This window comes from Mycobacterium sp. IDR2000157661 (assembly GCF_022317005.1).
Classification (GTDB): domain Bacteria; phylum Actinomycetota; class Actinomycetes; order Mycobacteriales; family Mycobacteriaceae; genus Mycobacterium.
This window is the reverse complement of record NZ_CP081006.1, coordinates 1643521-1666256: the sequence shown is the minus strand read 5'-3', so window position 1 is coordinate 1666256 and position 22736 is coordinate 1643521. Positions and strand designations below refer to the sequence as shown.

Sequence of the window (22736 nt, the reverse complement as noted above, 5' to 3'; positions counted from 1 at the left end):
CGTGTCGAGCGGCGGGCCCATCACTCAGCCATTGAATGTCGAGTCGGCCAAGGTCGCTCGGGTCGTGGGGCCCGGAGCAGAGTGTCAATTCACGTTCGACTTAGGCGACGACTGGATCCGCCGTTGTGTTAGGCCTGCCCGGCCGCATCCGATGCTGCTGCATGCGTGGCCCGGACCGAACTAGGCGCTTGGGGTCGACATACGCGAGTGTGTGTATATTGGTGTGTATGGCCCGGTTGAATGTGTACGTCCCAGACGAGCTGGCCGAACGCGCAAGGGCGCTGGGCTTGAATATCTCGGCGTTGACGCAGGCAGCGATCAGCGCTGAGCTGGAGCGTTCTGGCACCGAGGCATGGCTTGACCGGCTGGAGGCCAGAGGCACCGGCGCTCGGCATGACGACGTGCTTGATGCGATCGATGCCGCCCGTGACGAGTTCGGAGCGTGAGCACGACCTCGGCCCCGCCACCTGAGCATGTGGTCATCGACGCCAGTGTGATGGTCGATCTACTTGCTCGCACGGATGATCGGTATCCGGCGGTACGCGCACGGCTGGCTAATACGGTGATGCATGCGCCGGCACACTTCGACGCCGAGGTGTTGTCGGCGCTCGGTCGCATGCAACGTGCCGGTGTGCTCACCGTTGCGCAGGTCGATGTGGCGCTGAGTGAGTTGAGCCAGGCACCGATGACCCGCCACGATCTGGCTCCGCTGCTTGTTGGCGCATGGGCACGCCGTGAGACTCTTCGCCTCACCGACGCGTTCTACGTCGAACTCGCCGATACCGCAGATTTCGTGCTGCTGACCACGGATCAGCGCTTGGCTCGCGCTTGGCCTCTCGCCGATGCGATCGACTAAGCAGCCCGTCACATTCGCGGCAAGACCCCGAATCCGCGGTACCTGAGCGACGGGTGGACATCGTCACGACGACTTCGTACCCTGTCCGGGACGTAGCAGGCCGGACCGGGCTCGGTCCTTGCAACGAAGGATCGTGGCAATCCATTCATTTCGGCGGACGGCGTGCGGCTTAGCGGCCGCTGTTCTGGTGTTCCTTATGTCGATGGCCGGCGTTCAGGCGGACCCGGCGGCTGACGCACTGGCCCGACTCAACGAGCTGTCCATTCAGGCGGTGCAGACCCGCGAGGCCGTCACGGCCGCACAACGCGACGCCGACGCGCGACTGGACGCCCAGACCGCGGCCGAAGACCGCCACCGCACCGACCTCGAGGCCCTCGCCGTCGCGAACTCCCAGCTCGCGCCCTATCAGGCCGCGGTCGACCGGATCGCGGCGATGGACTACATGAGTGGCCGTCAGGGTCAGATGGCGGCGCTGCTGACCGCGGCCTCGCCGCAGCAACTGATCGACAAGCTGTCGCTGCAGCGCACGGTAGGCGCGACGACGGCCAAGCAGATGAGGGCGTTTCACGCGACGCGCGAGCGCGCGGCGGCCGCCGCCCAGGCCTCAGAGAAATCGGCCGCGGACGCTCGGGCCGCGGCCGAGCAAGCCGCCTCGGTTCAGGCAGAACTTCAGACCAAGTGGAACGACCTGCTGCGCAAGATCGCCGCCGCGGAGGCGCAGTACGCCGCGTTGACACCGCAACAGCAAGCCGTCTTCGACAACGCGGTCCCACCGCCGCCGCAGGCTCAGCCCGCCCCGCAGGACCCGGCGATCGTCGCGATGCCCGGTGCCCCTGCGGCAGCCCCCCCGGCTGTCGCCCTCGCCATCCCGGAGGCGCTGCCCGTCGGCGTCGCGAACGAGGCCGGGTTGCAGCCCAACACCGTCCTGGCGGCCAGGGCCATCAGCGCCCGGTTTCCACAGATCGCCACTATCGACGGGGTCCGGCCGGACTCGAAGCCGTGGCATCCCCGCGGCCTGGCGATCGACATCATGATCCCGAACCCGGAAAGCCCTGAGGGCATCGCCATCGGCAACGAGATCCTTGCGTTCGCGATGGCCAATGCGGGCCGGTTCGGGTTACAGGACGTGATCTGGCGTGGCACGTACTACACGCCGGCCGGTCCGCGAGGGTCGGGATACGGCCACTTCGACCACGTGCACATCACCACGCTGCCGCGCGGCTGAATCGCCCATCGCTCACGTGTGAAGGTTCCACTGGCCGCAATCCTGGGCCAGCACGTCGTTGACGTCGACGCGGATGCCGCCGACCACCGGTCCGGGATTGGAGGCGGTGTCGATGATGCGCTGGTAGAGAACCGCGGCCGGGTAGATCTGCCCGTTGGACCAGGACCGGGTCTGCCAGGCCCAGACGCGACCGGGTGTGCGTGACTTTCCGAGGACACCGTCGGCGGCAGCCCACTGGCACGCCTTGATGCCCCCGTAGATCCCGGTGCGCTGCACGCCGATCACCGAATTGATTCCGCGAAACCAGGGCAGCACCAGGTTGAGGTATGCCTGGCGGTCGATGTCGTCGTCGACGCTGAAGAAGATCGGTGCGTTGCGTCCGCCCCCGGCGGCGGTGTGGAGGTGCCAGCCGGTGCGAGCGTCAGCGACGCCACCGGCGTACCCGCGGGTGAAGTCCGACGGCGCGGTTCCACCCGGCTTGCCGTACTGGTAGTTACTGACGATCACCAAGCCGGCTGCGGAAAGCGACCGGGCGTAGGGCAGCGTGATCGGCTTGGCGCCGAACGAAGAGCCCGGCCGTGAGGTCGAGACGTAGTTGATCACTCCGGCGTGGCCGGCGGCCCGGATGTCCTGCGCCGGGATCTGGCGCATGGCGTAGTCGATCAGCGTGGGAGGGGCAGCCGCCGCCGGAGGCGGGTGGGTACCGGCCGATACTGCGCCGAGGCCGGCCAGTGCCGACAACGCGCCGGCGTAGCGCAGTGCCTCACGCCGGGATACCTGCACCGCGCGAAGTTACCAAAGTGATTGGCGTGAACGGCTTAACGTGGCCGGACGACGCCGGTTCGTTCTCGATTCGTTGTATGCCGGACCTTCGTTGCCCGTGGCACCGTGCGCCGTTTCGGCACACCGACGGGGACCGCAACGGCTAGCTTGAGCTCAACCCCCTGCTGAAGCCGGGTCGAGCACCAGGAAGGCGCGTCTCGAATGGCGAAGAAGACAGTCGACATGACCGAAGACGCCTCTCTGCTGAAAGTCCTCGGCAACTGGGACGTATTGGCCCTCGGCTTCGGCGCCATGATCGGCTTCGGCTGGGTGGTGCTCACCGGCGACTGGGTCGGCTCTGCGGGCACGTTCGGAGCCGTGCTGGCGATGTTGGCCGGCGGTGTGATCATGGCGGTGGTCGGCCTGACGTACGCCGAGCTGACGGCAGCCATGCCTAAAGCCGGAGGAGAGCACAACTTCCTGCTGCGCGGGATGGGTCCACGGTGGTCATTCATCGGCTCCTGGGGAATCGTCGGCGGCTACGTGACCATCGTGGCCTTCGAGGCCGTGGCTTTGCCCAGAACGGCGCTGTATCTTTTCCCGGGTCTCAACCAGGTTCGGCTGTGGGAGGTGGCGGGCAGCCCGGTCTATCTCACTTGGGCACTGGTCGGTTCGATCGCCGCGGTCGTAATCACCACCATCAACATCCTCGGGGTCAAGTTCGCAAGTGTGGCACAGACATTCGTCGTGGTGTTTCTGCTCATCATCGGTCTGATGCTGGTCGTCGGCTCCTTAACCGGCGGTTCGACGGAGAACATGGCACCGCTCTTCACCGGTGGCGCCGCAGGCTTTTTCGCCGTACTCGTCGTCGTGCCGTTCTTGTTCGTCGGATTCGACGTCATCCCTCAGTCGGCGGAGGAGGTGAACATCCCCGCCCGTCAGATCGGACGTCTGGTCGTCGTCGCCGTGGTCCTCGCGACCATCTTCTATCTGCTCGTCATCGTGACGACCTCGTCGGCGATGACGGCGAGCGAACTGGCCGAGGTCGACATCGCCACCGCCGACGCGTTCGGCGCGTTGTTCGGCAACGACGTCATGGCCAAGGTGCTGATCGCCGGCGGCATCGCCGGGATCCTCACGTCGTGGAACTCGCTGCTCCTGGGGGCATCGCGGCTGATGTACTCGATGGCACGCTCGGGCATGTTGCCCGCCTGGTTCGGCAAGCTGCACCCGAGGTTCCGCACGCCGATCAACGCCCTGCTGTTCATCGGCGGCCTCTCCTTCATCGCCCCGTTCCTGGGAGAGGCGATGCTCGGGTGGCTCGTCGACTCCGGCTCGCCCAGCATCGTCATCGCTTACCTCCTGGTGGCCGTCGTCTTCCTGATCCTGCGCAGGCGCGAGCCGCAGATGGATCGGCCGCTACGGATCGGCGGGACGGGGAAGACGGGCTTGGTGATCGGCGGCGCCGCCGTGGTGCTCTGTGCGGGGCTGCTGACTCTCTACCTGCCGGGTATGCCCGCCTTCCTCGACGTGCAGCCGTGGATCCTGTTCGGTGTCTGGTGGCTGCTCGGCGTGTTCTTCCTGCTCCGGATCCCGACGGGCATCCAGCCGGGCGAGGACGCCGAACACCGGCTGCTCGAGGCGCTCAGGCAGCGTCGAGCACCGGCAGGCGAGGTGTCGAGTAGCCGGTAGGCCGCCCGGACGTCATCGTCGAGCGGGGTCGATGCCGCCCCTCGACGACCCATGCAGCATCAGCACCGCCCCACCGAGCAGTGACACCGCGCCGGAGAGCACGAGCAGCGTGCCCAAGCCGAGGGCAGGGATCACCGCACCGGCGAGGGTCGGCGCTATGACCGAGCTGACGGCGCCCAGAACCAGGCAGGCCGTGAACGCTGCGCCCGCGCGGTCGGGCAACAACTCGGCGGTCCAGACCGCGAGCACCGCCGACCCGGTCATGTATCCCATCCCGAAGATGCACGCCGAGACCGCCGTGGCGATCAGAGAGCCGCTGGCCAGCCCCAGGAGCGCTAGTGCCGCTGCCACCGTCACGAGGCACAGCGCCGCAACCCTGCCGCTGCCCAGTCGCTGTGCGGCGGTGCCGGTCGCCACACCCACCACGCCGGTGATGCCGATCGCCGCGTACAGCGCCGGCACGGCTGCCGCCGGGAGGGCGCCGCCTTCGAGGGCGTCGGCCGCGTAGGTGAAGTAGATGACGACGACGGCGAAGTACACCACGGAGTAGCCGGCCGGAACGCGAAGTGCTCTCACCAGCGAGGGGGCGCGGGACCGGCCGCTCGGGCGGGGGACCGGCCGGGTTCGCGGCACCAGGCGAAGATTCACCACGGCAGCGGCCACGGCGGCGACGGCGATGCCGACCCAGACCAGGCGCCACGAGCCCAAGGCGGCCAGGATCGCCAAACCACCTAGCACGACGAGTCCGCCGCTGGTACCGGTCGTGATGATGGCCAGCGCTCTGGGCTGCTGCCGCGCGGGCACCAATCGCGTCACGATGTCGGAGTACGGTGCCCAGACCCAACCGCCCGCGCCGCCGGCCAGGACCGCGCCGACGGCCAAGAACCAGGGCGACTGCGCCACCGCGACGATCACCGCCCCCAGCACACCGCAGACTCCGCCCACGGTCGTCGGGGCGCGCAAGCCGCGCCGAGCGGCCAGTGGGCCCGCCAGCAGCAGACCGCACAGGTACCCCGCGAACGTGGCGCTGGCGACGAGGCCGAGAACCAACTCCGACAACCGCAACTCCTGCCGGATGTCGGGCAGCGTCAGACCGTAGGCGTAACGGGCCATACCGAAGGCGACGCCGACCACCGCCGCTCCGGCGAGCCCAACGCGGCCACCCGCTGAGAGCGTCATGGGGATTCCTTATCCGGCCACGAGGCCGAGGCGTGATGAGACCGTAGCGCCAACCCTTCACCGGCACGTCCAGTCGGCGGGTTCTACGGGTTCTTCGGCAACGACTCCGATGAGCTCGCTGTTCCGTCGATGAAGGACGATGGGACCGATGGACGTTCTGGTGGTCGGGGGCGGGCCCGCGGGGTTGGCGTTGGCAGGGGCGTGTGCACAACGCGGACTGGACACCGGCTTGCTCGACCCGGCTCCGGACCGCCCATGGACGGCGACCTACGGAATGTGGAGCAAGGAGTTGCCGGTCGACCTGCCGACCTCGGTGGTCACCGCGCGTGCCGCCGGCCGGGCGATCGCGCTGACCGAGCACACCTTGGGATGGGAGTACGCCGTCCTCGACGTGCCCGCTCTTCGCGCGCACCTCGCCGGCCAGCTGACCGGGGTGCGAATCCACGCCGCTCGTGCCGTCGGATCACCGGAGCACGGCGTTGTCGCCTGCGCCGACGGGTCTCACCTGCGAGCCTCGGTCGTCGTCGACGCCGGAGGCCAAGCGCGCCCCCTCGACCCGACCCCGTCGCGCCACACGCCCGCCGCACAGACCGCCTACGGTTTGATCCTGGACGAAGCCGCCGCGGCTCCGCTGACCTCTGCCGGCGACGCGCTGTTCATGGACTGGCGGGCCGATCACGGCGAAGCCGGCTGGCCGACCTTCCTCTATGTCGTTCCACTGGGCGGAAGCCACGTGTTGGTCGAGGAGACCTCGCTGGCGCGCCGGCCGGGGCTGCCGCTGTCGACGCTGCGCCGACGGCTCCTCAGCCGCCTGTCCCACCACGACGTCCACCCGCCGCACGACGCGCGTGCCGAGAGAGTGTTCTTCCGGGTGGACCATCCGCGACATCGGGGGCCCGGCGTGCTCGGATTCGGCGCGGCCGCACCCTTGATCCACCCGGCGACCGGGTTCAGTCTGGCCGCGTCCCTTCGGCTCGCCCCGCGGGTGGCTGAGGCGCTCGTCGCGCACCTGCCCGACGGTCCAGACAAGGCGCTGGCAGCCGCCCGGGAATCCGTCTGGCCGCGCGCCGCGAGGGTGGTCCACCACTTCCGTCGCATCGGCTTGGAAGCACTGTTGCGGATGCCCCCCGGCGACGTCCCCGCCTTTTTCGAACAGTTCTTCTCGCTGCCCGAGGCACACCGCTGGACCTACCTCACCTCCCGCGACGATCTGCGCGGCACGGTCGCCGCGATGAACTACCTCTTCCGAGTGTCCAACGGTCGCTTACGTCGGCATCTGGTCACATCGGCCGTACTCCGCCGGCTGCCCAGCAATGATGCGGGGACTTCCTAGAGCCCGACTGCACTATGCGCTCTTGTCGCCGGAGTCCGCCGTAGAGCTCCGTCCCTGGTGTACCGGTGACTCCCACGTGTACGGCTCCTCCGGATGACCGGACCCGCCGAGGATGAATGATCGGTCGCTGCGATTGGCTCGGGCAATGGTGGCCAGCCACGTGCCGACGGTGCTGAAGCGGTTCCGCACGCCGGTCAGGAAGGCGATGTGGATGAACCCCCAGGCGAGCCAGCCGGCGACGCCCGCGACCTTGACCGGGCCGGCCTGCAGCAGCGCGTTGCCACGGCTGATGTACGCCGCCGATCCGAGATCGCGATAGCGAAAGTCCTTGCGTCGCCGCCTCTTGAGGTCCCGCCGGATCGACGCTGCCGCGTGCAGCCCGCCCTGCATGGCGTTCTCCGCCACACCCGGCAGCCCTTCACGACCGGCCAGATCTCCGATGACGAACACCTCGGGATGACGTGGCACCGAAAGGTCGGGGTCCACGGAGATGCGCCCCGACCGGTCGGTCTTGGCGCCGAGCACCTCAGCGGCGTGCCGCGCGAACGGCACCGCCTCGACGCCGGCCGTCCATAACACCGTGCGGGCGGCGTAATCCGTCTTGGAGCCGTCCGCCTTGGAGGTCACCGTCACCCCGTCGCGGCGGACATCGGTCACACGCACGCCGTAGTGCAGGTCCACACCCAAGCTCTCGAGCGTTCCCGACGCGCGCTCGGAAAGCGCCGGAGCAAAGGTCTTCAGTACCCGGTCGCCACCGTCGAACAGCAGCACCCGCGCGTCCTCCGGGTCGATGCTGTGGAACTCGTTGGCCAGCGACCGGGTCGCGAGTTCCCTTATCTGCCCGGCTAGTTCGACGCCGGTCGGCCCTCCTCCCGTGACGACGAAGGTGAGCCATTGATCCCGGTCCGGACCGGCCGGCAGGGTTTCGGCTATCTCGAAAGCTCCGAACACACGGCGGCGGATGCTGAGCGCGTCGTCGAGTGTCTTCATGCCGGGCGCCCAGGCGGCGAATTCCTCATTGCCGAAGTAGGACTGGCGCATACCGGCGGCGAGCACCAGGTAGTCGTACTCGAGGTCGAACTTCGATTCGTCGGGACGACGGGCGGTGACGCGCCGGGCATCGGCATCGAGCCGCACGGCCTCACCGAGCAGCGTCGTGACGTTGCGATGACGCGCCAGTTCCTCGCGCAGCGATCGGCTGATCTGGCCGATACTCAGCGTGCCGGTCGCACACTGGTAGAGCAGCGGCTGAAAGACATGGCATGCCGCGCGGTCGAGCAACGTGACATCGACGTCGACCCGACCGAGGCGGCGGGCGCAGAACAGGCCGCCGAACCCTCCGCCGATGATCAGTACCCTCGGGCGCCGGTTGGTCGTCGGTGACGCCTCGTCATAGGGAGTGGGTACCACATCGCCTCCAGAGGTCATGGACAAGCCGTACCCGCTCGGGCCGCGTAACTCACGTGGCCGCGCCGGTGTCGGATACGTTCGACGATGTGGCCCTCTCGCCGGACATTGTCGGCATGACCTACACCTACCCCGACCACTCCCAGGTCGGGCGGGAGAAGATCCGCGAGTACGCCGCGGCCGTGAAGAACGAGGACGCCGCCTACTTCGACGACAGCGCCGCGGCGGCACTGGGGCATGACGCGATTCTGGCGCCGCTGACCTTCATCGCCATCTTCGGCCTGAAAGCACAGTTGGCGTTCTTCGAGCATGCCGGCATTCCGATCACCGACGAGAAGATCGTCCAAGTCGAACAGGGGCTCAGATTACTCAAGCCGATCAAGGCCGGCGACAAGCTGTACTGCCACATCCGCCTGGAGTCGCTCCGCCGGGCGTTCGGCGCGGACGTCCTGACGATCAGGAGTCGGATCGCCAACCAACTCGACGAAACGGTGCAGGAGGACTACACCGTGATGGCCGGCCGAAGCGACACCGGCGGGTGAACCCGGTTCAGCGCTGATCGCCGGGCCCTTCCCCGGTCGCTCGACGCCGAGCCTGCTCCGACGACTCGTCGTCGATGAACCGCGGACCGCCCGCCACCTGGTCGGCCAGCTCCAACCCGGCACCCGCATAGACGTTGAAGGCGATGTCGACGCCGTGGTCTCTGGCCCATTCCACTTCGTCGTTGTAGCGGGCCACCGCCGCGACCTGTCCGCTGAATCCCGACTCGCGCAGACATTCGAGTGCGGTGACGTTGGCGCCGTGCCGCGGCATGGCCAACACCGCGATACGCACCGACCCGGAGCGTTGCAGTCGGTTCCAGAAGTCCAAGTCGGTGGCGTCGCCTTCGATGACCCGCAGACCCTCGGCCGCCAGTCGCTCGATGCGGGGTCCGTCGTAGTCGACTCCTACCGCCCGCAGCCCGTAGTGGTCGGTCAGCCGCCGGTAGGCGGCGAAGCCGACGCGACCCATGCCGATGACCACCACCTCGGCGTCGCCCGCGTCGCTGGGGCGTTCCTCCGGTACCAGGGTGCGTTCATCCTGGCGGGGCAACCGCAACGCGATCTTCTCCACCATCAGATGCCGGCGGCCGTTGACCAGCGCGGCCACCACGAAGCTCAAGGCGACGGCGATGGACATCTCCACCAGCCAGACTTCTGCCAACATCCCGGCCGTGACTCCGACCGACACGACGATCAAACCGAACTCGGAGTAGTTCATCAGGCCCAGCCCCGCCAGCAGGGCGGTGCGGTAACGCAGCTTCAGCACGGACAGCAGCGCCACATACCAGGCGGCCTTGAACGGCAGGAGCAGCACCATCAGCAACGCCACGCCGAGGGTCGGCAGATCGGGCAGCCCGGTCAAGCCGATCGACACGAAGAACCCGACCAGCAACAGTTCCTTGATGTGGAACAGCGAGCGTGCGAGCTCGGAGGAGGCCGGGTGCGATGCCAGCAGCACGCCCATGATCAGCGCGCCGAGGTCGCCCTTGAGCCCGACGGCGGAGAACAACGCGTAACCGGGAACCATTGCCATCACGATGCCGAACAGCGACTGCATCTCGCCGTGCCCCAGCCGACTCCAGATCCTGCGCAGCACCCGGGTCAACGGCCACAGACCCACCAGCGTCAATGCCCACAGGCTGGGCAGCTGCCCGCCGGCGGCAGTCAGGAACACCACGGCGATGACGTCCTGCATCACCAGGATGCCGATGGCCACACGGCCGTAGAGCGCATGCGATTCGCCGCGCTCCTCGAGCACCTTGACGACGAACACCGTGCTGGAGAACGACAGCGCGAACGCGAGCAAGGCGATGGTTTGCAGGCTCTGACCCGCCAGCATGGCCACCCCGGCAACGGCGCCCAGCCACATGGCGACACCGCCCAGGACGACGCTGATCACCATGTGGGCCGAGGTGGTCAGCCATACTTCTCGCCGCAGCAGGATGCGGATGTCGAGCTTGAGGCCGATTGCGAAAAGCAGCAGCGTGACGCCCAGGTCGGCGATCAGGTCCAGCTGCGGAAGTTCCTCCACCTTCAAGGCGTTGATGACGAAGCCCGCCGCCAGGAAGCCGACCAGCGGAGGCAGTCGTGCGGCCAGCGCGAGCCCGCCGAGACCGAAGGTGATGACGAGATAGATTGCGGCTGCTGTCATGCGCTCCTCTTGCCCGGCGTGGGCGGTCAACGCCGTCGGTGACCCGAACTGCTGATCGAGGTCTATCAGTATTGCCGCATCCGCTGGAGTTCTCAGGGCGTGGCCGGCTGTAGCGCCACCTGACCGGTCCTGCGTCGAACTCTCACCAGCCGCTTCCCGAGGGGAAAGGCTCCAGCCACTGGTCGACGGGTGCGCGGTCGTCGGTGAGCACCTCGGCATCGCCGACCCACGCTGCCAGCTCGTCGCCGGACAGTAGCGACCATTCAGTGTCGCGCGTCTGCAGCGCCTTTCGGATGTCCGCCACGTCGATCGGCTGCTCCGACGCGACGGCGACGAAGTTGCCTCCGTCCGCCGCCTCCTCGCCGACACCCAGGTCCCGCCGTTGGCCCAACAGCGCGACGTTTCCGAAAACGGACGCCAGCGTGGCGAGTTCGGCCCGCAGGAACGCCAGGTCTCCGTGATCGATGAGGTTCACGACGTAGATACCGTCGCCGTCGAGTACCCGGCGAATGTCGGTCAGCGCCTCGACCGTCGTGAGATGCCACGGAACACTGACGCCGCCGAAGGCGTCACCGACCACGAGGTCGCGGCTCCCGGTGTCGTGTGCCCGCAGACCGATGCGGCCGTCCTCGACACGAACGTCGATGCCGCCGCCCGGTCGCAGCCCGAACTCCTCGCGGTCGATGCGGACAACGCCACCGTCGATCTCGGACACCGCACTGCGGGTACCCGGCCGGGTGGCGGCCAGATACCGCGGGAACGTCAGCCCGCCGCCGCCCAGGTGGTAGGCCGCCAGCGGCTCGGGAGGAGGGAAGGTGGCATCGACCACCGAGGCGAACGCCTGGACGTACTCGAACTCCAGATGGGTCGGGTCGTCGAGGTCGACGTACGAGTGGCGCACCCCGTCGAGCACAAGTGAACGACCGCCGGCGCGGTCGGGGTCCGTAACGACCGAGACGCAGTGATACTCGGTCTCCACGTCGCAGCCGCCGGGGGCGAACGCTGCGGCCACTCCGCCTGCCACCGCCACCAGCGCGAGGGCACCGGCGGCGGCGCGGCGCCACCGTCGCATTCGCCACTCGACTACGGCGCCGCTCACCAGCAGCAGCACACCGAGGCCCACCAGGATCGCGGTCACCGGCAACCGCGAGATCAACACGAACCCCGTGATCACCGTGCCTGCGATGGCACCGACCGTGCCGACCCCCGACAGCTTCCCGACGACCGTCCCGGTTTCCGCGAGCCGGGTCAGGCGGATCTTGGTGACCATCGGCGTCACCGCGGACAGCAGCGCCCCCGGCACCAGGATGGTCAGCGACGCGACGAGCAGCAGAAGCGGCGTCGCCCATTCCGCCGTCGACCGGACCACGGCCGGGGTGACGGCCACCGCAGCACCGGACATGCCCAGCGCAGGGCCGAGAAAGAGGCGCGGATCGGTCTGGTCGGCCAGCCGCCCGCCCGACCACGCGCCGAGCGCGATCGCGGCCAGCGCGATGCCGATCACCAGGGTGCTCGTCTCGAGCGTCAGCCCGAGGTAGGGCGCCAGCAATCGCAGCGCGGTGATCTCGACGACCAGCACCGCCGCCGAGGATCCGAACACGAGGGCCGCCGCGGCGCGCGGCCCCATACCGGCCGGCGAATGCTGCTCGGCGGGGAAAGCGGGCGGTCCGGTCACCACGCCATCTTCCCAAGCGCGACCCGGCGCGTCATTGCCGCCGTTGGCGACCGGGCAATCGACTGGCCAGCGACCGGTTCCCGGTCGTCGGTCGACTGCTCGTCGAGCACAAAGGCGATGCCCCGGACGACTGGTGCGGTGACCAGATAACGATTCGAAAGCTGTTGCGTTGCAACATGACACTGCAACCACTGAGGAGCCGTCCCCGGCCACTATGGTCACGTGGTGCACCGGCGAACCGTACTCAAGCTCCCGATGTACCTGGCCGCGGCCGCAGCGCTGACCAAGCTCGCCCCCGTCGCCGCGCAGACGCCCCGCTGGTCGGCTGATCGCGCCGACGCCTGGTACGCGGCGCAGGGCTGGCTGATCGGCGCCAATTACGTGACGTCGAACGCCGTCAACCAGATCGAGATGTTCCAGGCGGGAACCTACGATCCGCGCCGCATCGACGGCGAACTCAGCGTGGCCCGCCGGATCGGCTTCAACACCGTCCGGGTGTTCCTGCACGACCAGCTGTGGGCCACCGACCGCGCGGGCTTCAGCCAGCGCCTCAGCCAGTTCGTCGGAATCGCGGCGAAGTACCAAATCAAGCCGCTGTTCGTGCTGTTCGACTCGTGCTGGGACCCACGGGCCAGGGCGGGCCGCCAGCGTGCGCCGGTCCAAGGTGTGCACAACTCCGGTTGGGTGCAGAGCCCGGGCGCCGCGCGGCTCGAGGACCCGGCCTACACCCGCGTGCTGCAGAGTTACGTCACCGGCGTCGTCGGCCTGTTTCGCGACGACCCCCGCGTCCTGGGGTGGGACGTGTGGAACGAGCCGGACAACCCCGCCAAGGACTACCGCGACGTCGAGCACGCCGACAAGCAGCAACTGGTGGCCGCGTTCCTGCCCCATGTGTTCCAGTGGGTCCGCGCCGTCAATCCGGTGCAGCCGTTGACCAGCGGAGTCTGGCAGGGCCATTGGCGGGATCCCGCGAATCGCAGTGAGATCTGCAGCCTGCAACTCGAACACTCGGACATCATCAGCTTCCACAGTTACGGCGACCCAGCCGAATTCGAGGCCCGCATCGACGAATTGACCCCGCTGGGCCGGCCGATAATCTGCACCGAGTACCTGGCGCGCAACCTCGGCAGCACCGTGGAGGGAATCCTGCCGGTCGCAAGACGGCGCAATGTCGGCGCCTACAACTGGGGGTTCGTGGCCGGGCGGACGCAGACGTACCTGCCGTGGGACTCCTGGCAGGACCCCTACACCGAGCTTCCGGACACGTGGTTCAGCGACCTGATCCACCCGGACGGAACGCCGCACGACCACGAGGAGATTAAGGTGATCCAGAAGCTCACCGGGATGGCCGACGCCGGATAACGGCCCCTCGCCGAGTACGCCGGCCGCAGACGGAGGTTCGCGACGTGATCGAGCGTCCCGGTTACGTGGATTTCCACTTCGACATCATGTGTCCCTTCGCCTATCAGACCTCGCGGTGGATTCGCGAGGTGCGCGACCTGACCGGCCTGACCGTGAATTGGCGTTTCTTCAGCCTCGAGGAGATCAACCGTCAGGAGGGCAAGAAGCACCCGTGGGAGCGGGAGTGGGCCTACGGGTGGTCGATGATGCGCATCGGAGCGTTGCTGCGCCGCCGGTCCATGGCCGACCTCGACGCCTGGTACGAGCGCGCGGCGCGGGCGCTGCACGTCGAGGGTCACAAACCGCACGAGAGGGCGGTCGCCCGACACCTTCTCGACGAGCTGGGCTTCGACCCCGAGCTGGTCGACGCGGCCATCGCCGACCCCACGACCACCGATGAGGTGATGGCCGAGCACCAGCGCGTCGTCGGCGCGGGCGGCTACGGCGTACCGACACTGTTCTTCCCGGACGGCCAGTGTCTGTTCGGGCCGGTGCTCATCGACCCGCCCACCGGTGCGGCGGCGGTGCGGCTGTGGGAGGCCGTGCTGGCCTGGACGGAGTTCCCGCACCTCTATGAACTTCAGCGACCCAAGACCGCGGCCGACGAGCGGCTGATCACACAGACCTTCCGGCCGTACCTGGAGGCCAGGGACTGGGTGTCGGTCAACCGGGGTCAGGTCGTGACGTTCGACCACACCGACTAGGGATGATCAGACGACTGCCGCGTCTCGGCTTTGAGATTCGCGTAGGCCATCCGCGTGTGCTCGGCGAGTGCACCGACGTTGTCGATCGCGGCGGCGTTCGCGACGAAGCCGAAGTCCATGTGGTCGCGGTAGGAACTGAACGTCACGTTGAGTCCGATCGACGCGGCCAGTGCTGAGACCGGGAAGATTCCGGTCAACTCCGCGCCGTTGAGGTAACGAGTCTCCCTGGCGCCCGGAACATTCGAGATGACGAGGTTGCAGGCGGGGTGGCTGAGTCGCTCCAGATGAGTCGAAGCGCCCGCGCCGGCCAGGGCGACCAGAACGACCGAATAGGTCATCGCCGCGTCGGTCGACATGGCGCGCAGTTCCTTCTTGGCTGTCGTGACCGAGTGGACGACCTGCCGCAGCCGCTCGGCCATCGACGCCTGCGGGTCGCCGAGTCGCACGAAGATCGCCGAAACCCGGGTGCCCGTGGCGCTGTCGGTTTCGTCGCGCAGCGACACCGGACACATGGCGATGAACTCGTGCGGATATTCCTGGCCCTTCTCGCGCAGATATGCGTGTAGCCCGTGGTCGATGATCGCGGCCGCGACGTCGTTCAGCGTCGCACCGTACCGGTGGCCTATCCGGTGCATCTCCTCCAGCGGCAGCGACATCGTGGCGAATCCGCGGGCCTGTTGCAGTGGCGCGTTCGTGGGGGCATGACCGGCGACGAACGGCAGGCTGCCCTCCAGATGCGATCCCAGTGCCGCGCTGAGCGCCTTGCGCAATGCGCCGAGCGAGATCTGATTCAGCGCACCCACTTGAGCGACAGCCCCGTGCAGCGCGTCGGTCAGCCGGCGCACAGCAGTTGGCGCGGTTCGGGGTTCGGGCTCGGGGAGCGGCAGCGCGAACGCCGGCGGCGGGATGGCGGGTTCGTCGGACAGGCTGAGCCCGTCGTAGAGCTTCTTCAGCCCGGATATGCCGTCGATGATGCTGTGGTGGGTCTTGGTGTAGATCGCGAACCTGCCGCCGGGCACCCCGTCGATGATCCAGCACCGGAACAGTGGACGATGCCGGTCGAGCATCGGTTCGTGCAGGTCGGCGACGAGCCGCAGTAGATCCTCGTAGGAGCTCTGCGCCGGCAGCGCAATGTGCTGGACGTGGTAGTGCGGGTCCCAACCGTCGATGGCACGGAAATGCGGCGCGCTCGCCCCGAGGAGCTCCGGAACGTAGTTGAACGGTGGCAGCGGCCGTTGGCCGCGGTAGGACTGCACGATCTCGCGCACCAGCGATCCGCTCCGTGGCGGCTTCTTGAACAGCAGCAGCGCGCCGACGTGCGTCGTGCCTCCGGGCGACTCCATCAACAGCCAACCCAGGTCCAGCGGGGGAATCGTTGAGCTCATCGCGTCCACCTCTCCACTACTTGTCGGGCGCCGGCGCCTCCCGATCCCAGGCACCCGTGAAACTGCGAAAAGCGCTCACGCACAACGGGACTGCGCTCGCGGAAAACGGACCCGGCGACGTCGGAAGCCCCTCGCTCATGCCGTCCACGGCGCCATCCCGTTCTCGATAGCGGTCAGCGAAACCGGACATCCATCGTCGCGAGGCCGAAGATCTTCTTGCCCCCCGACTTCGCACCGACGATGACGACACCGGAGCGGGTCTGCGGGTCAAGCGACTTGACCCGGCCGCTGAACTCGATGTCCGCGCCCTCCTTCACCGACACGATGACGGGCGCCGAAAGCCGCACCGCGTAGCGGGTGACCGCTCCGGGGTCGCCCGACCACGCGGAATGGAATCCGGCACCCAGGCCCATGGTGAGCATCCCGTGAGCGATGACGTCGGGTAGCCCGGCCAGCTTGGCGATGTCCTCGTCCCAGTGGATCGGGTTGGCGTCACCGGCCACGCCTGCATAGTTCACCAGGTCACCGCGGGAGAGTCCGGCGTGGTGCACCGGTAGCTCGTCGCCGACGTTGACGTCCTCGAACGACGGCGTTCCGGGGGTGCGGGCGGTGTCCTCGGCGATCGGCACCTCGCCGCCGGGGCGCACCTCCTTCTGGTAGTCGGCCTCGTTCGCGCCGATCGCCAGGATGTCCATGTCGTGCATCATCGCGCCGGCCACCGCGGACTTGATCGCCGGATCGACGTCCTCGGCGGTCACGCCGACGACGGTCGTGTGCAGGGTGTGCACCCGCTCGCCTGCGGCGTCGGTGAATGTGTTGGTCACCGTGATGAGGTCGCGGCCGGCGATCCGGCGCACCGACGTCAGCTCGACGTCGACCGTCAACTCGTCGCCCGCGACGATCGGGCGATGCTGCTCGAAGACCTCTTCGGTCTGCATGTAGGTGTCGTAACCGACGACGATCTCTTCGAACATGCGGCGATTGCAGGTCATTCCCGGGGTGGACGTGAACGTCGGGGGCGCCACCAGGTCCGGATAGCCGAGCTGCGCGGCGGCTGCGACGTCCCAGTGTGCTGGGTGATAGTCCTGCACGGCGCGGGCGTACTCGCGCACCTTCTCGCGGCCCACCAGATAGGTGCGATCCATCTGGTACCAGTGGCCGACCCGCGCTTCGAGCGGCGACGTGTCTGCTGCTGTGGTCATGGATTGCTCAACTCTCCCGTCGGCTTGTTCGCTGGGCCGACCGAAGTACCCTAGCGCGCCGGCCCCGCGGCGGCCGATTCGCTCGCGACGGCAATCAGCCTGACGAGGGCTTGCGATCACCGTCGGTCGGGGTGTCGCCGGCATCCTCGGGCTCCTTGCCGGTGAGCCGCCGCAGCCCCGACGACAGTTTCATCAAGCCACGCGAGGATCTCGTCGGTTCGCCCTCGTTGCGGCGCTGCAGGAACTGGGCGAGCTTGCGCAGCGCGAAGGCCACGACCGGGACGAGTAGCACCGTCAGCAGCCAGCGACGGATCGGGGAACTCAACAGAGCCAACACGTGGCCTCCTCGCGGTATCGGAAGTGTGAAACGAGGTACCCGCGATGACGTTCCGGCAACCTGGCTCGACTCCGGGCGTCACGTCGTCATCGGGCGAGTAACGCGTCCGGGGTGTCCCACCGTATCCCGTCGAACCGGCCGAAGTCGTTGTCATAGCTGACGATCGATGCCCGGTGCTCGATGGTGAGAGCGGCCAGGTGGGCGTCGTTGACGAGGTTTCCGCCCGTGCCGACGTTCGCGAGCAGCCCGTGCAGGATGTCGCCGTGCCGTGGCGTCGGTGCGATCACAGTCGCACCGGGAGCAGTCGACCAGTCGACGACCTGGCGCATCGCCTCTGACGGCGGTAACGGCGAAGGGAACAGGCCCACCTTGGTGCTCAGCCGGACGAAGGCGAGCAACGGCACCCACGCCAACCCCACGGTGTCCGATCCGGACAATGCCCCGTCAAGCCATTCACGACAAGCCTCGTGATGCTCGCTGGCCGAATTCACGGAGTAAAGGAGGATGCTGGCGTCGACGACCTTCACGCGCCCCGCCGTTGCCGGCGCAGCAGTTCTTCGTCTTCGAGTTCGCCGGCGATTTGCAGGGCTCGGTCCAGGTTCACCGTCGGGACTCCGAGGTCGGCTGAACGGGTCACGAACCGGGTCGCCGGAGGTCGGCCGAATGCGCCGTCGCGGATCGCGTCGTTGAGCGCGGTCTTGAAAGAGACGCCCTGTTCGCGCATGCGCCGCCGGATCAGTGCCAGCGTGTCGTCGTCGAGCGTGACCGTCGTGCGCATTTTGACAGCATAGCATCAGCTCAACTGATGCCTTGCCATCAACGGGGAGGCATCCGCGGCGGTCGTCGGCCGCCGACTATGTTCGTCGGGTGATCTCCTCAGCTGCCCGCGCGCTCGGATCCGTCCTGATCGCGCTCGCCCTGTCCGCCGGTCTTCTCGCCGCGCCGACGGTTTCGGCTCCCGAAGTGCGCCTACTCAGCGACGCGAACCCGCTGGCCGGTGCGCCCTTCTACGTCAACCCGGCGTCGGTGGCGATGCGCGCCGCGCAGAGCGCCGATCCGCCGAGTCCCGAACTGACCGCCATCGCGAACACCCCGCAGGCGTACTGGCTCACTCCCGGCGGGTCCGCAGCGATGGTCGGCAAGTACGTCGGTGACGCGGCGGCAGCCGACGCTATCCCGGTGCTGGCCATCTACGGCATCCCGCACCGGGACTGCGGCAGCTTCGCCGCCGGCGGTTTCGCGACCGGGGCCGACTACCGGGGCTGGATCGACGGCATCGCCGCCGATCTGGGCGCATCTCGGGCGGCGGTCATCGTCGAACCCGACGCGCTGGCCATGGCGGACTGCCTGTCGGATGATCAGCGCCAGGAACGCTTCGATCTGATCCGCTACGCCGTTGACACGCTGACCCGCAATCCGGCCGCGGCCGTCTACGTCGACGCGGGTCACCTGCGCTGGCACAGTGCCGAGGAGATGGCTGCCCGGCTCAACCAGGCCGGTGTCGACCGGGCGCGGGGCTTCAGCCTCAACGTCGCGAACTTCTTCACCACCGAAGAGGAGATCGGCTACGGCGAGGCGATCTCCGGCCTCACCAACGGTGCGCACTACGTGATCGACACGTCCCGCAACGGCGCCGGACCAGCCGACGGCGAGCTCTACTGGTGCAACCCCGACGGGCGCGCGCTCGGCGTTGCGCCAACCACGGCCACCGCGGGCCCGCACGCCGACGCGTACCTGTGGATCAAGCGTCCCGGTGAATCGGACGGAACATGTGGCCGCGGCGACCCGGCGGTGGGTTCCTTCGTGAGCTCCTACGCGGTCGAACTGGCGCGCAACGCGGGGCGGTCCTAGCCGTCGGTTGTAGCCCTCACGCACCCGCCGCGGGTGTCAGTCCTTACCGCGCGGTGGCGGTTGTACCGCGACGCCGCTCGACGCGTGCTCGGGGCCGGCGTCGGGATGCTCTGCGGGTAGCCGATCGCGGAACCGTACGGCTTCGCTCGAATCCTTCCGCGGTGCCGTCCGGTCCGGGCTCTTGTAGGGACCGGGCTTGGGCCGCGGCTTGCCGCCGGGGAAGGCCAACCGGAGCACCGTGCGATGCACCGACCACCATTGCTTGCCGAATCGCCCTGAGTTGTAGGGCAATTCGTAACGCTCGCAGATGTCCTTGATCTTCGGAGCGATCTCGGAGTACCGGCTGCTGGGCATGTCCGGATACAGGTGGTGTTCGACCTGGTAGCCGAGGTTGCCGCTGATGACGTGAAACAGCGGGCTGCCCTCGATGTTGGCCGCGCCGATCAACTGGCGGACGTACCACCCTCCCCTGGTCTCGTTCTCCACTTCCTCTTCGCTGAAGGTGTATGTCTGGTCGGGGAAGTGGCCGCAGAAGATGATCGCGTGCGCCCACACGTTGCGGATGAGGTTGGCCAGCGCGTCGGCCGCCAGGGTCCGCAGGAAAGTGCTTTCGACACCGGGCAGCAGTCGGTCGAACAGTGTTGCGGTGGCGCCGATTCGGCCCTTTCCCGAGATTCTTCGCAACCGGCGACCGATACGCGACTGAGTCGGCTGAGGAATTCTGCCGCGCGCGGCCAGTTGCACCAATGCGAACGCGCCCGCGCTGATCAACGGCCAGCCGATGTAGTCCTTGATGATCTGCAGGCGTGCTTTGCCTGCGATGCTCTTGAAGTCCTCCTTGAGATCCGCCATCGTCTTCTGGCCCCGAAAAAGCGCCTCCACGTCGGTGTCGTGGACGGCAACACCCCACTCGAAGAGGACGGTGAGCAGGAAGTTGTAGAGCGGTTGGCCGAGGTTGGCCGGGCGCCATTTCTGGTTCGGATCGATCCGCATGATCTCGTAGCCGAGATCCTTGTCCTTGCCTCGGATGTTGGTATAGGTGTGGTGGATGTAGTTATGCGAGTGCTTCCATGCCGCTGCCGACGAGGCGGTGTCCCAGTCCCAGACCGAGGAATGGATGTCGGGGTCGTTCATCCAATCCCATTGGCCGTGAAGGATGTTGTGGCCGAGTTCCATGTTCTCCAGGATCTTGGCCATCCCGAGGCACGCCGTACCGAGCACCAGCGCCGTCCGCGACCGCGAGGCAAGTAGCAGCACCCGTCCCGCGACGACGATCTGGCGCTGCACCGAGATCACCGTCTTGATGTAGTGGCGGTCGCGGTCGCCGAGTTCGGCGAACACCTCGTCGTGTATCGCGTCGAGCTCTTTGGCGAGCTTTTCGAGTTCCTGCTCGCTCAGGCGGGCGAGGGGACTCTCAATGGCAGCGGTCACGGTGACTCCTTCACAATCACAATTCGAACTCCACGTCACCTTCGGCTGCGTGGATACAGATCCTGACGTCCTGGCCGATCGGTTCGAGGACGTCTCCGGAACGTAGGTCGCGGATCTTTCCGGATTTCAGCGTCCCGACGCAGGTGTGGCAGATGCCGATCCGGCAGCCGTATGCGAGGTTCAGCCCGGCCTGCTCACCGGCCTCCAGAATGGGTGTGCCGCCGTCGCTCTCGACGGTCTTGTCGCTGTCGAGGAACGTGATCTCACCACCCTCTCCCTCGGCCCCGTCGCCGCCGATCTTGGGCTGGAAACGCTCGAAGCGCAGCCGGTCCGGATCGCCGTTGCCCTCCCAGTGCTCGATCATGTCGTCGAGCAGCTCGCTCGGCCCGGAACAGAACGCTTCGCGATCCCGCCAGTCCGGACACACCTCGTCCAGGTCCGCCGCCGACATGCGGCCGCGTTCGGAGGTCAGCCGAAGGTCCAGCCGCACCCCGTCGTGGCGACGGTCCAGATCCTCCAGTTCCGACAGGAACATGACCTGTTCCCGGGTGCGGGCCGAATGGATGACCACCACGTCGCGCATCTCGTCGCGGTGGTCGAGGCTGCGCAGCATGCTGATGATCGGCGTTATCCCGCTGCCCGCGCTGATGAAAAGCATCTTGGCGGGTAACGGCTCAGGCAGGGTGAAGACGCCTTCCACCTCGCCCAGCCGCACCAGCTCGCCCGGCTGGATCTTGTGCACCAGGTACGGCGACACCACGCCGCTGTCCACCTTCTTGGGCGTGACGCTGATCAGGCCGTCTTGCGGGTTCGGGTCCGAGGTGAGTGAGTATGCACGCCAGTGATAGCGGCCGTCGATGACCAGCCCGAGCCGCACGTACTGGCCGGGCTTGTGGCCGGGCCACTCGTATCCGGGCCGGATCAACACGCTGGCCGCCTCCGAGCCCTGCGGCTCGACCCGCTCGACCTTTCCGCGCAACTCCTTGGTGGTCCACAGCGGGTTGATCATCTCGAGGTAGTCGTCGGGTTTCAGCGGGTTGAACAGATGTCGCACCGCCCGTAGGAACATCCGACGGCCCCTGGGAACGGGAGGCTCGGCACCTCGTTCCGCCATATTCGCCCTCCCTCGCGGTCGTGGCCCGACGAGAATGCAAACAGCGCCAGCGGCCAACTCCTCGGGGTGTTGCCGGTCCGATGTCATTTGAAACACACTTACGGGGGAGGTAACAAGCTGTGTCAAGGCGCAAGCGCCGATCGAGTCCGGTGCCCGCCGACGTCATCCGGGCCACCCTTCGCTCGGCTGAGCAGCTCGGCCGCGACGTCGCCGACGTGCCGATCGTCGTGATCGCCCACGCGCTCGGCGTCTCGCGCAGCACGCTGCTGCGCCAGCTCGGCGGTTCACGTCGCGCGCTCGACGATGCGGTGCGCGACCTCGGGGTGGACCCGGGAGGTCGCCCGCCGGTGAGGCTGCGTGCCGTTGAGGCGGCCGCCGGACTCATAAGTGCGGGCGGGGTATCGTCGGCGACCTTGGAGTCGATCGCCGACGAGGCGGAGTGCTCGGTGCACAGCCTTCACGCGACGTTCGGTGGCCGCGAGGGGTTGCTGCGGTCGGTCTACGACCGCTACATCCCGGTGCTGGACTGGGAAGACGCTATCGCCGGTTCGTCGGACACCGAGTTGACGGAGATCGTTCGACGCGCCTACCGCGCGTTCGCCGCGCTGTACCTGCGGGAGCCCCGGGTGCTGGCCGCCGTGCTCGCCGAGACCCTGGCCCGGCCCGCCGGACCAAGCGGAGGTGCCTTGATCGAACACGGCGCCCTGCGCTTGATGGCCGCCCTGAGCAGGTGGCTGGACGGCGAAGTCGCCGCAGGCCGGGTCAGAGACCTGCCGCGAGCGGTGCTGATCCAGCAGTTCGTCAGCCCCATCTCCGTTCACGCCATGATGCGACCCGGGCTCGGCAACTTCCCGCAGGTCGTCATGCCCGAATTGGACGATGCGTGCGGCATGTTCGCCGAAGCCTTCGTCCGCGCGGTCGCCACCGGGCGAATGCCCGACTAGCAACGAACGACCGCCGCGGAACCGAAGTCCCGCGGCGGTCGGTGG

At 67.7% G+C, this 22736-nt stretch carries 22 protein-coding genes; 10 read left to right on the top strand and 12 right to left on the bottom strand.

Going from position 1 to position 22736, the window contains the following annotated elements; all coding sequences use genetic code 11:
- Positions 1–161 precede the first annotated feature (161 nt).
- From K3G64_RS09020 to K3G64_RS09010, 3 genes are all read left to right on the top strand, one after another.
- Positions 162–446 (top strand): type II toxin-antitoxin system CcdA family antitoxin, encoded by a 285-nt coding sequence (locus K3G64_RS09020; RefSeq protein WP_238949255.1) that lies wholly within the window; start codon positions 162–164, stop codon positions 444–446.
- Positions 447–496: 50 nt separating this feature from the next.
- On the top strand, positions 497–856 hold the full coding sequence (locus K3G64_RS09015) for a type II toxin-antitoxin system VapC family toxin (protein WP_238950532.1): 360 nt from the start codon (positions 497–499) through the stop codon (positions 854–856).
- Between the two features lie 202 nt (positions 857–1058).
- Complete coding sequence (locus tag K3G64_RS09010) at positions 1059–2081, top strand: glycoside hydrolase (RefSeq protein WP_238949253.1); 1023 nt, start codon at positions 1059–1061, stop codon at positions 2079–2081.
- A 12-nt stretch (positions 2082–2093) separates the two neighbouring features.
- On the opposite strand, the gene K3G64_RS09005 is transcribed toward K3G64_RS09010, so the two are convergent.
- Complete coding sequence (locus K3G64_RS09005) at positions 2094–2864, bottom strand: DUF1906 domain-containing protein (protein WP_238949252.1); 771 nt, start codon at positions 2862–2864, stop codon at positions 2094–2096.
- A gap of 201 nt (positions 2865–3065) precedes the next feature.
- Between K3G64_RS09005 and K3G64_RS09000 the strand changes: the two genes are divergently transcribed.
- Positions 3066–4535 (top strand): APC family permease, encoded by a 1470-nt coding sequence (locus tag K3G64_RS09000; protein ID WP_238949251.1) that lies wholly within the window; start codon positions 3066–3068, stop codon positions 4533–4535.
- Between the two features lie 12 nt (positions 4536–4547).
- Here the strand turns inward: K3G64_RS09000 and K3G64_RS08995 are convergent, their stop codons facing one another.
- Positions 4548–5714 carry an MFS transporter gene (locus tag K3G64_RS08995; RefSeq protein WP_238949248.1) on the bottom strand — a complete coding sequence of 389 codons (1167 nt, stop codon included), beginning with the start codon at positions 5712–5714 and terminating at the stop codon, positions 4548–4550.
- A gap of 148 nt (positions 5715–5862) precedes the next feature.
- Between K3G64_RS08995 and K3G64_RS08990 the strand changes: the two genes are divergently transcribed.
- Positions 5863–7047 (top strand): lycopene cyclase family protein, encoded by a 1185-nt coding sequence (locus K3G64_RS08990; RefSeq protein WP_238949246.1) that lies wholly within the window; start codon positions 5863–5865, stop codon positions 7045–7047.
- A gap of 12 nt (positions 7048–7059) precedes the next feature.
- Here K3G64_RS08990 and K3G64_RS08985 read toward each other — a convergent pair whose 3' ends face one another.
- Positions 7060–8475: an NAD(P)/FAD-dependent oxidoreductase gene (locus K3G64_RS08985; RefSeq protein ID WP_238949243.1), complete on the bottom strand. Its 1416-nt coding sequence runs from the start codon at positions 8473–8475 to the stop codon at positions 7060–7062.
- Positions 8476–8570: 95 nt separating this feature from the next.
- Between K3G64_RS08985 and K3G64_RS08980 the strand changes: the two genes are divergently transcribed.
- Positions 8571–8996, top strand: a complete 426-nt coding sequence (locus K3G64_RS08980; protein WP_370647130.1) for an FAS1-like dehydratase domain-containing protein — start codon at positions 8571–8573, stop codon at positions 8994–8996.
- A gap of 7 nt (positions 8997–9003) precedes the next feature.
- Here K3G64_RS08980 and K3G64_RS08975 read toward each other — a convergent pair whose 3' ends face one another.
- Entirely contained in the window at positions 9004–10647 is a 1644-nt protein-coding gene (locus K3G64_RS08975; protein ID WP_238949239.1) for a cation:proton antiporter family protein, read from the bottom strand.
- Between the two features lie 142 nt (positions 10648–10789).
- Complete coding sequence (locus tag K3G64_RS08970) at positions 10790–12322, bottom strand: fused MFS/spermidine synthase (RefSeq protein ID WP_238949237.1); 1533 nt, start codon at positions 12320–12322, stop codon at positions 10790–10792.
- A gap of 225 nt (positions 12323–12547) precedes the next feature.
- Here K3G64_RS08970 and K3G64_RS08965 point away from each other — a divergent pair, with 225 nt between their 5' ends.
- Positions 12548–13684 (top strand): cellulase family glycosylhydrolase, encoded by a 1137-nt coding sequence (locus K3G64_RS08965; protein ID WP_238949235.1) that lies wholly within the window; start codon positions 12548–12550, stop codon positions 13682–13684.
- Positions 13685–13770: 86 nt separating this feature from the next.
- Entirely contained in the window at positions 13771–14427 is a 657-nt protein-coding gene (locus tag K3G64_RS08960) for a mycothiol-dependent nitroreductase Rv2466c family protein (RefSeq protein WP_238950531.1), read from the top strand.
- Here K3G64_RS08960 and K3G64_RS08955 read toward each other — a convergent pair.
- From K3G64_RS08955 to K3G64_RS08935, 5 genes are all read right to left on the bottom strand, one after another.
- On the bottom strand, positions 14424–15812 hold the full coding sequence (locus K3G64_RS08955) for a wax ester/triacylglycerol synthase family O-acyltransferase (RefSeq protein WP_238949228.1): 1389 nt from the start codon (positions 15810–15812) through the stop codon (positions 14424–14426). The two genes, K3G64_RS08960 and K3G64_RS08955, sit on opposite strands and share 4 nt — an antisense overlap.
- Positions 15813–15985: 173 nt before the next feature.
- A complete protein-coding gene (locus K3G64_RS08950; protein ID WP_238949227.1) occupies positions 15986–17014 on the bottom strand; it encodes a fused (3R)-hydroxyacyl-ACP dehydratase subunits HadA/HadB in 1029 nt (342 codons plus the stop codon).
- Positions 17015–17108: 94 nt separating this feature from the next.
- Positions 17109–17351 (bottom strand): hypothetical protein, encoded by a 243-nt coding sequence (locus K3G64_RS08945; protein ID WP_238949225.1) that lies wholly within the window; start codon positions 17349–17351, stop codon positions 17109–17111.
- A gap of 86 nt (positions 17352–17437) precedes the next feature.
- Complete coding sequence (locus K3G64_RS08940) at positions 17438–17878, bottom strand: type II toxin-antitoxin system VapC family toxin (RefSeq protein ID WP_238949223.1); 441 nt, start codon at positions 17876–17878, stop codon at positions 17438–17440.
- Positions 17875–18129: an antitoxin gene (locus K3G64_RS08935; protein WP_238949219.1), complete on the bottom strand. Its 255-nt coding sequence runs from the start codon at positions 18127–18129 to the stop codon at positions 17875–17877. Before K3G64_RS08935 ends, K3G64_RS08940 begins: the two co-directional genes overlap by 4 nt.
- A gap of 89 nt (positions 18130–18218) precedes the next feature.
- Between K3G64_RS08935 and K3G64_RS08930 the strand changes: the two genes are divergently transcribed.
- Complete coding sequence (locus K3G64_RS08930; RefSeq protein ID WP_370647129.1) at positions 18219–19202, top strand: glycoside hydrolase family 6 protein; 984 nt, start codon at positions 18219–18221, stop codon at positions 19200–19202.
- A 36-nt stretch (positions 19203–19238) separates the two neighbouring features.
- Here the strand turns inward: K3G64_RS08930 and K3G64_RS08925 are convergent, their stop codons facing one another.
- Together K3G64_RS08925 and K3G64_RS08920 are read right to left on the bottom strand one after the other, a co-directional pair.
- The gene (locus K3G64_RS08925) at positions 19239–20633 is read right to left on the bottom strand and encodes a fatty acid desaturase family protein (protein WP_238949217.1); all 1395 of its coding nucleotides are present in this window, start codon (positions 20631–20633) and stop codon (positions 19239–19241) included.
- A gap of 16 nt (positions 20634–20649) precedes the next feature.
- Positions 20650–21747: a ferredoxin reductase gene (locus K3G64_RS08920; RefSeq protein WP_238949216.1), complete on the bottom strand. Its 1098-nt coding sequence runs from the start codon at positions 21745–21747 to the stop codon at positions 20650–20652.
- Positions 21748–21866: 119 nt separating this feature from the next.
- On the opposite strand from K3G64_RS08920, the gene K3G64_RS08915 reads away from it, so the two are divergent.
- Positions 21867–22691, top strand: a complete 825-nt coding sequence (locus tag K3G64_RS08915) for a TetR/AcrR family transcriptional regulator (protein WP_238949214.1) — start codon at positions 21867–21869, stop codon at positions 22689–22691.
- Positions 22692–22736: the final 45 nt, after the last annotated feature.

Bases quoted from the DNA above. Each gene is read 5' to 3' on its own strand.
- K3G64_RS09010 (WP_238949253.1), top strand. From the start codon at position 1,059: ATGGCCGGCGTTCAGGCGGACCCGGCGGCTGACGCACTGGCCCGACTC.
- K3G64_RS08975 (WP_238949239.1), bottom strand. From the start codon at position 10,647: ATGACAGCAGCCGCAATCTATCTCGTCATCACCTTCGGTCTCGGCGGG.
- K3G64_RS08980 (WP_370647130.1), top strand. From the start codon at position 8,571: ATGACCTACACCTACCCCGACCACTCCCAGGTCGGGCGGGAGAAGATC.
- K3G64_RS08960 (WP_238950531.1), top strand. From the start codon at position 13,771: ATGTGTCCCTTCGCCTATCAGACCTCGCGGTGGATTCGCGAGGTGCGC.
- K3G64_RS08920 (WP_238949216.1), bottom strand. From the start codon at position 21,747: ATGGCGGAACGAGGTGCCGAGCCTCCCGTTCCCAGGGGCCGTCGGATG.
- K3G64_RS08990 (WP_238949246.1), top strand. From the start codon at position 5,863: ATGGACGTTCTGGTGGTCGGGGGCGGGCCCGCGGGGTTGGCGTTGGCA.
- K3G64_RS08985 (WP_238949243.1), bottom strand. From the start codon at position 8,475: ATGACCTCTGGAGGCGATGTGGTACCCACTCCCTATGACGAGGCGTCA.
- K3G64_RS08950 (WP_238949227.1), bottom strand. From the start codon at position 17,014: ATGACCACAGCAGCAGACACGTCGCCGCTCGAAGCGCGGGTCGGCCAC.
- K3G64_RS08995 (WP_238949248.1), bottom strand. From the start codon at position 5,714: ATGACGCTCTCAGCGGGTGGCCGCGTTGGGCTCGCCGGAGCGGCGGTG.
- K3G64_RS09015 (WP_238950532.1), top strand. From the start codon at position 497: ATGGTCGATCTACTTGCTCGCACGGATGATCGGTATCCGGCGGTACGC.
- K3G64_RS08955 (WP_238949228.1), bottom strand. From the start codon at position 15,812: ATGAGCTCAACGATTCCCCCGCTGGACCTGGGTTGGCTGTTGATGGAG.
- K3G64_RS08935 (WP_238949219.1), bottom strand. From the start codon at position 18,129: ATGCGCACGACGGTCACGCTCGACGACGACACGCTGGCACTGATCCGG.
- K3G64_RS09000 (WP_238949251.1), top strand. From the start codon at position 3,066: ATGGCGAAGAAGACAGTCGACATGACCGAAGACGCCTCTCTGCTGAAA.
- K3G64_RS09020 (WP_238949255.1), top strand. From the start codon at position 162: ATGCGTGGCCCGGACCGAACTAGGCGCTTGGGGTCGACATACGCGAGT.